Below are 6,696 nucleotides of genomic sequence, written 5' to 3'. Positions count from 1 at the left end.
AATATCGGAAGAGATCGACATCGTGGATCAGGTTGACGAAGATAGGGCCGGCGCCCGCTTCGCGCCGCCAGGGGATGTCGAAATACTCGTCGGGCTTGGCGACCCAGAACGTGCCGTGCACCGTGATGATCCGGCCAAGCCTTCCGCCGTCGACGATCTGCTTGACCGCCTGGATCATCGGATTGTGGCGCCTGTGATGGCCGACCAGCACCGGTATGCCTGCCTTCTCGCTGGCGGCAACCAGTGCCCCTGCAGCATCGACATCGTCGGCGATCGGTTTCTCGATCAGAACAGGGATGCCGGCAGCGACGATCTCCGTTCCGTTCTCAACGTGGAGCTGGTTCGGTGTTGCCACGATGACGCCGTGAGGCCTGTCCTCGACGCGGATGTCTAGGAAGCTCCGGTACCATCGGGAGCCGACATTCTCGGCAAAGTCGCGACCGGCGGCAGAAGGATCGATCACCGCCGAGAGAACGGTTCCGGGCTCTGAGATAATTCGCTCGACGTGGCGCCTGCCGATGAGGCCGGCTCCCATGACTGCAATCTCTAGCGGCTTCATTGCCGGCTCCCATAATTTGCCAGACGCATCGACCCTGAGACGCCTTACTTCCGCAGGATTTCTCCGAGGAATTTCCTGGTTCGCTCATGCTGTGGGTTTGTGWAGAATTCGGCGGGCGGGGCTTCCTCGACGATCGCGCCGCTGGYCATGAAGATCACGCGATCGGCGACCTGGCGGGCAAAGCCCATCTCGTGCGTGACGCAGATCATCGTCATGCCCTCATCGGCCAGCGCGATCATCGTATCCAGCACCTCTTTGACCATCTCCGGATCAAGCGCCGACGTCGGCTCATCGAACAGCATCACTTTCGGCCGCATGCAAAGCGCGCGGGCGATGGCCACGCGCTGCTGCTGGCCACCAGAAAGCTGCACCGGATATTTGTCGGCCTGCTCCAGGATCTTGACCCGCTCGAGCAGCCCGCGTGCCCTTTCCTCGGCCTCCACCTTGCCGACGCCGACAGCTTTCATCGGCGCCAGCATGCAGTTCTGCAGCACGGTCAGATGCGGAAACAGATTGAACTGCTGGAACACCATGCCGACCTCACGGCGGATCGCATCGATGGTCTTGGCCTGATTACCGAGAAGAATCCCGCCAACGCGGATTTCCCCTTTCTCGTAGGTCTCAAGATGGTTGATGCAGCGAATGAGCGTCGATTTCCCGCTGCCGGAAGGCCCGCACAAGACGATCCTCTCGCCGCTGCGAACCGATATGTTGATGTCGTGCAGGGCTTGAAAAGCGCCATACCACTTCTCCACCCGCTCCATGGTGATCATGGTCTCTGCGCCTTGAGCAGGACTGGGACTGGTCATCAGTAGAACTCCATATTGGCGGGCTGGACCGCGTCGAAGAATGCGAGATGCGGATCAGCGCGCAGAGGCGGCAAACTTTCGTTCGAGGCGAGCGCCAAGAATCGTCAGTGGGCAGCACATCAGGAAATAGAGAATGCCGACGATGCCGAAGACCGTCAGCGGTTGGAAGATTTGGTTGGAGATGATGTTGCCGGCCCGCGTCAGCTCGGTGAAGCCGACGATCGATGCAAGGGAGGTGCCTTTGATCAACTGCACGAGGAAGCCGACCGTGGCAGGCAGCGAGATGCGCAGCGCCTGCGGCAGGATGACATCCTTCATGCGCGACACATATCTGAGGCTGAGAGCCTTTGCCGCTTCCGTCTGGCCGCGCGGAACCGCTTCGATCGATCCGCGCCAGATCTCGCCCAGATAGGCGCTGGCATGCAGGGTCAGGCCGATCGCGACGGCCACCCAGGCATCGAGCATCAGCCCCACCAGCGCCAGGCCGTAATAGACGACGAAAAGCTGCATCAGCAGCGGTGTTCCCTGGAAGACGGCGATATAGCCAGCCGTCAGGCGTTCCAGCAGCGGTATGCCCGAGGCACGGGCAAGAGCGATGCCGAGCCCTGAAATACAGCCGCAGACAAAGCCGACAGCGGACAGGACCACGGTCCATTTCAAGCCGATCAGGAGGAAGACGAATTCTTCTTGACCCATGGAATTCCTCCTACTTGACCGGATATTTGAAGTAGCGCGCCGAAAACAGCGCGAAGATGCGCATCATCAGCCAGGAGATCACGAAATAGAAAATCGTGACCGTGAAGTAGACCTCGAAGCTGCGGAAGCTCTCCGACTCGATGCGCTGCGAAACGGAAGTCAGTTCGTAGGCCGAAATCGCCGATGCAATACTGGTGGTCAGCGTCAGGAGGACGAACTGGCTGGTCAGGGACGGATAGATCGCCCGCAATGCCGGCTTGAGAATGATCAGCCGGAAAACCTGAGCCTTGTGCAGACCAAGCGCCAGACCCGCTTCCATCTGTCCCTTCGGGATCGACTGAACGCCACCGCGAATGATCTCGATGGCGTAGGCGCCACCGTTGATGCCGAGTGCGATAATCGCCGTCGGCGTCGGATCCAGCCTGATGCCCGTGAGCGGAAGCGCAAAATAGATGAAGAAGATCTGGACCAGAAACGGCGTGTTGCGGATCAATTCGACGAAGGCGATGACTAGCCATCGGGCCGGCTTGAGCGCAGAGTCGCGCAAGGCTACCCCGCCAATTCCGATGACGATCGCCAGCAGCATCCCACAAATGGCAAGCAAGAATGTCCCGAGGCAGCCGAGCAGAAGGCTCGGCAGGCCATCTATGACCGGGGTGAAATCCAACTTATAATTCATGGCGATCCTTCTGGTCCGTCTTCCTGAAAGTTCAGTCCCGCTTGACCATGCCTGCCATCGCCTGGATAGCCAGCTCGTAGCCGTCGGCTCCAAAGCCGATCATGATGGCCGTGGCGACGCGCGAGATCAGCGAATTGTGGTAGATGCTCTCACGCGCATGAACATTCGAAATATGCAGCTCGATCTTCGGCGGGTCGAACATTTTCAACGCATCGAGAAGAGCGATCGATGTGAACGTATAGCCGGCAGGATTGATGATGATGCCACAGGCGTCGGTCCGGGCCTGGTGCACGCTCTCAACCAGTTCGCCCTCAAAATTGGTCTGGCGAAACTCGACATCGAATCCGAGCGCCTTTGCCTTGGTCACGCACCGTTTTCTGATGTCGGCAAGCGTCGTGGTTCCATAGATCGCCGGCTCGCGCTGACCGAGAAGATTGAGGTTCGGTCCATTGAGCACAAAGATTGGTTTGTTCATGATCGCGCTCCTGGATGCGGGCAGAGCCTTAAGCATGGCGGTTGCGTTGCCGGGCATTGCATGCCCGGCCTTGTTTGGTGAAGAGTTGCCTCTTGTTGGACGTCATCCTCGGCCTTGTGCCGGGGATCTGCCGCCGTAGATGCTCGGGACGAGCCCGAGCATGACGGAGGAGTGGTTGGCAGGCCCTGTAATCAGCCGGAAGGCCGGGCCCCGTCCACCTTTGCCGTTCACTCAGTTCGCCGCAAACGGAATGCCTTCCAGCGTTTCCGGGAATTCCGGGACCGGAACCTTCATCCACTTGTCGTAGACTGCCTTCAGTTCGCCGTTGGCCTTGATCTTGTCGATGAAGGTGTTGAGCGCCGCATTGATTTCCTTTTCGCCGAGACGCGTGCAAGCACCGTTGTAGAGCTTCTGGAACTCAAGCTTGTTTTCGAATTCGCCCGGACGGGCCTTCTCCACCCGGTCCATATAGAAAATGTTGCCACCAAGCGTCTCGACCTGGCCGGACACCAGGGCCTGGACGCTCGCGGCGTCTCCATCATAGCGCCGGATGGTCGTGCTCGGCGGCGCGTTCTTGGTGACCTGCGTGTCTTGAGCAGCACCCTTGGCGACGCCGACCGTGAACTTGGCCATGTCGGCATTCGTCTTGATCTCGGCCGATTTTGGACCAATCAGAACGATGGCATTGGCAACATAGGGCTTGCTGAACTGCACGGCCTTTGCGCGATCCGGCAGCATCGCCATCGTTGCGAACAGAACGTCGACACGGCCGGCCGTCAGTGCGGGAATGCGGTTGTTGACTTCAAGCGGCACGAACTCGACGGAAACGCCCAGTTCCTTGGCGAACAGCGTTGCGATGTCGGCATCGAGGCCGTCCTGTTTGCCGCCGCTGGTCACAAAGCCCCAGGGCGGGTTGTCACCCTGAATTCCGACGACGATCTTGCCGCGAGCCTTGATTTCGTCAGGCGTGACGGCGGCGGCCGGTTGCGCCAAGGTGACGGCAGCCACCAGGGCCGCGGCTCCGAGCATCGCATTTCGGCGCGTTAGCAAAGACTTGAACATGTAATTCCTCCTCCTTTGGCGGTCATTCGACCGGACAGCCACCTCACCTTTTGACTGTGAGAGGAATGATTGCCAGAGACGAGCACTCAAATCAACAGAGTTTTTCAAAATCATATGAGAATTTATAATAAGACACGCTATTTGAATTCCTCACGACATTTGCCATAATAGTAGCGAGCGGTTTTCTGGAACGCATCGTCGTGTTCGGCGCTCGTTCAATCTCGCACGGATATCGGAAGGGCTTTGACATGAGGACCTCGATTGCGACTGTCACGATCAGCGGCGAACTCCCGGAGAAGCTCGAGGCGATCGCCCGGGCGGGCTTCGACGGCGTCGAGATCTTCGAGAATGACTTCCTTGCCTTCGACGGAAGCCCGGCTGATGTCGGGAAACTCGTCCGCGACCATGGCCTGGAGATCACCCTGTTTCAGCCATTTCGTGATTTCGAGGGCATGCCGGAGCCACTGCGAAGCCGCACTTTTGACCGTGCGGAACGGAAGTTCGACGTCATGCAGCAGCTCGGAACGGACCTGGTGCTCGTCTGTTCAAACGTCTCGCCGGCAGCCATCGGCGGTATCGACCGGGCAGCGGATGACTTTCGGGAACTCGGCGAACGTGCCGCCAGGCGTGGACTGCGGGTGGGCTACGAGGCGCTTGCCTGGGGTCGCCATATCAGCGACCACCGCGACGCCTGGGAGATCGTGCGTCGCGCCGATCATCCGAATGTCGGCCTTATCCTCGACAGCTTCCACACCTTGTCACGCAAGATCGACGTCAACTCCATCCGCTCAATTCCCAAAGAGAAAATTTTCATCGTCCAGCTTGCCGATGCTCCGTTGATCGACATGGACCTGCTCTATTGGAGCCGCCACTTCCGAAATATGCCGGGTGAAGGCGACCTTCCCGTTACGGCGTTCACCGAAGCCGTCGCGGCAACAGGTTATGATGGGTATTTCTCCCTGGAGATCTTCAACGACCAGTTTCGAGGCGGTTTTTCGCGTGCGATCGCGGCCGACGGCCACCGCTCCCTGATCTATCTCGGCGATCAGGTGCGCCGCCATCTCGGCATCGGAAGCATGACCGGAGCGGCGATGCCGGAAAGGCCCTCCGTAAAGGGAGTCGGCTTCGTCGAGTTTGCCACGGACGAACAGGATGAAGTCGAGCTGGTTGCATTGCTGCGCACCCTCGGGTTCAAAAAGACGGCAATCCACCGCACGAAGAAAGTCTCTCTTTTCGAGCAGGGCGAGATACGGATCCTCGTCAATGTCGATCAGGCAGGATTCGCGAATGCGGCCTACGCCGTTCACGGTACTTTTGCATATGCCATGGCCCTGGTCGTCGACGATGCCGTCAAGGCATATGAGCGCGCGCTCGCCTTGGATGCCGAGCCATTCACCCAGCCCGTCGCGGAGGGTGAGCTCGAGCTGCCTGCCATTCGGGGCGTGGGAGGCGGGATCATCTATCTCATCGACGACAACAGCGCATTGGGTCGCTTCTCCGAAATCGACTTTCAGCCGGTTACGGACGACAGCGACGCGCCGTCGGCAGGCCTTTTGCGCATTGATCACGTCGCCCAGACGGTCGGCTACGATGAAATGCTCACCTGGCTTTTGTTCTATACGTCCATTTTCGACACGCGGAAGACCCCTATGGTCGATATCATCGATCCAGCCGGGGTGGTCCGCAGCCAAGTTGTCGAGAACGACACCGGCGCGCTGCGCATTACCATGAACGGAGCCGAGAATCGCCGTACCCTGGCGGGGCATTTCATTGCCGAGAAATTCGGGGCCGGCATACAGCACCTGGCGTTCTTGACCGATGATATCTTTGCAACCGCCGAAAGCCTTCGTGTTTGCGGTTTCAGATCGCTGCACATTTCGCCGAACTACTACGACGACGTCGAAGCGCGCTTCGGCCTCGATCCTGTAATGACCGAGCGGCTGAAGGCGGAAAACATCCTCTATGACCGAGACGAGCATGGCGAATATTTCCAGCTCTATAGCGGAACATATGGAGAGGGTTTCTTTTTCGAGATCGTCGAGCGCCGCGGCTACCGCGGATACGGCGCGCCGAACGCTATTTTCCGGATCGCCGCTCTGAAGAAACAGATGCGTCCGGAAGGAATTCCGAAAGACGCCTCTTGAGTTATTGTTTAGGAGCGGCTCAGCTTTTCATGAAAGCGCAGAGCCGCTCTAACCTTTTGTTTTGCGCATTCCGGACGGAAAACCGCGTCGCACTTTTCCTGGAATTGCTCTAAGCAATCCGGCCGCTCTTGAGCACATGGTCCACGCCGCTTTGAACGTGCCGTCTGACGACGTCGGTCGCGCCGGCAACGTCACGCTGAATGGAAAGTTCAAACAGAAGTCTATGGTCATCGACAACAGGCTTTCCGCGAAAACTCTCGGCCAGCATATGG

7 protein-coding genes and 1 pseudogene are annotated in these 6,696 nt (G+C 58.8%); 1 reads left to right on the top strand and 7 read right to left on the bottom strand.

Going from position 1 to position 6,696, the window contains the following annotated elements:
- From AC1D1Z_RS32115 to AC1D1Z_RS32090, 6 genes are all read right to left on the bottom strand, one after another.
- The coding region (locus AC1D1Z_RS32115) for a Gfo/Idh/MocA family protein (RefSeq protein ID WP_477852879.1) at positions 1–559 on the bottom strand (559 nt) is incomplete at its 3' end.
- A 44-nt stretch (positions 560–603) separates the two neighbouring features.
- The gene (locus AC1D1Z_RS32110) at positions 604–1,368 is read right to left on the bottom strand and encodes an amino acid ABC transporter ATP-binding protein (protein ID WP_477852876.1); all 765 of its coding nucleotides are present in this window, start codon (positions 1,366–1,368) and stop codon (positions 604–606) included.
- 54 nt (positions 1,369–1,422) lie between these two features.
- Positions 1,423–2,064 carry an amino acid ABC transporter permease gene (locus AC1D1Z_RS32105; RefSeq protein WP_130729814.1) on the bottom strand — a complete coding sequence of 214 codons (642 nt, stop codon included), beginning with the start codon at positions 2,062–2,064 and terminating at the stop codon, positions 1,423–1,425.
- Positions 2,065–2,074: 10 nt separating this feature from the next.
- A complete protein-coding gene (locus AC1D1Z_RS32100; protein WP_047618289.1) occupies positions 2,075–2,743 on the bottom strand; it encodes an amino acid ABC transporter permease in 669 nt (222 codons plus the stop codon).
- Between the two features lie 31 nt (positions 2,744–2,774).
- Complete coding sequence (locus tag AC1D1Z_RS32095) at positions 2,775–3,218, bottom strand: type II 3-dehydroquinate dehydratase (protein ID WP_018071496.1); 444 nt, start codon at positions 3,216–3,218, stop codon at positions 2,775–2,777.
- A gap of 231 nt (positions 3,219–3,449) precedes the next feature.
- Positions 3,450–4,280, bottom strand: coding sequence for a transporter substrate-binding domain-containing protein (locus AC1D1Z_RS32090; protein WP_477852872.1), 831 nt, complete (start codon positions 4,278–4,280; stop codon positions 3,450–3,452).
- Positions 4,281–4,528: 248 nt separating this feature from the next.
- Between AC1D1Z_RS32090 and AC1D1Z_RS32085 the strand changes: the two genes are divergently transcribed.
- Positions 4,529–6,424, top strand: coding sequence for a bifunctional sugar phosphate isomerase/epimerase/4-hydroxyphenylpyruvate dioxygenase family protein (locus AC1D1Z_RS32085; protein ID WP_477852870.1), 1,896 nt, complete (start codon positions 4,529–4,531; stop codon positions 6,422–6,424).
- A 109-nt stretch (positions 6,425–6,533) separates the two neighbouring features.
- Here the strand turns inward: AC1D1Z_RS32085 and AC1D1Z_RS32080 are convergent.
- Positions 6,534–6,696, bottom strand: a pseudogene (locus AC1D1Z_RS32080) (GntR family transcriptional regulator); the annotation flags it as partial.

It is taken from the genome of Rhizobium sp. P1_E1 (genome assembly GCF_056406015.1).
The sequence above is the reverse complement of the archived record's forward strand: the minus strand, read 5'-3'. Positions and strand labels throughout refer to the sequence as shown.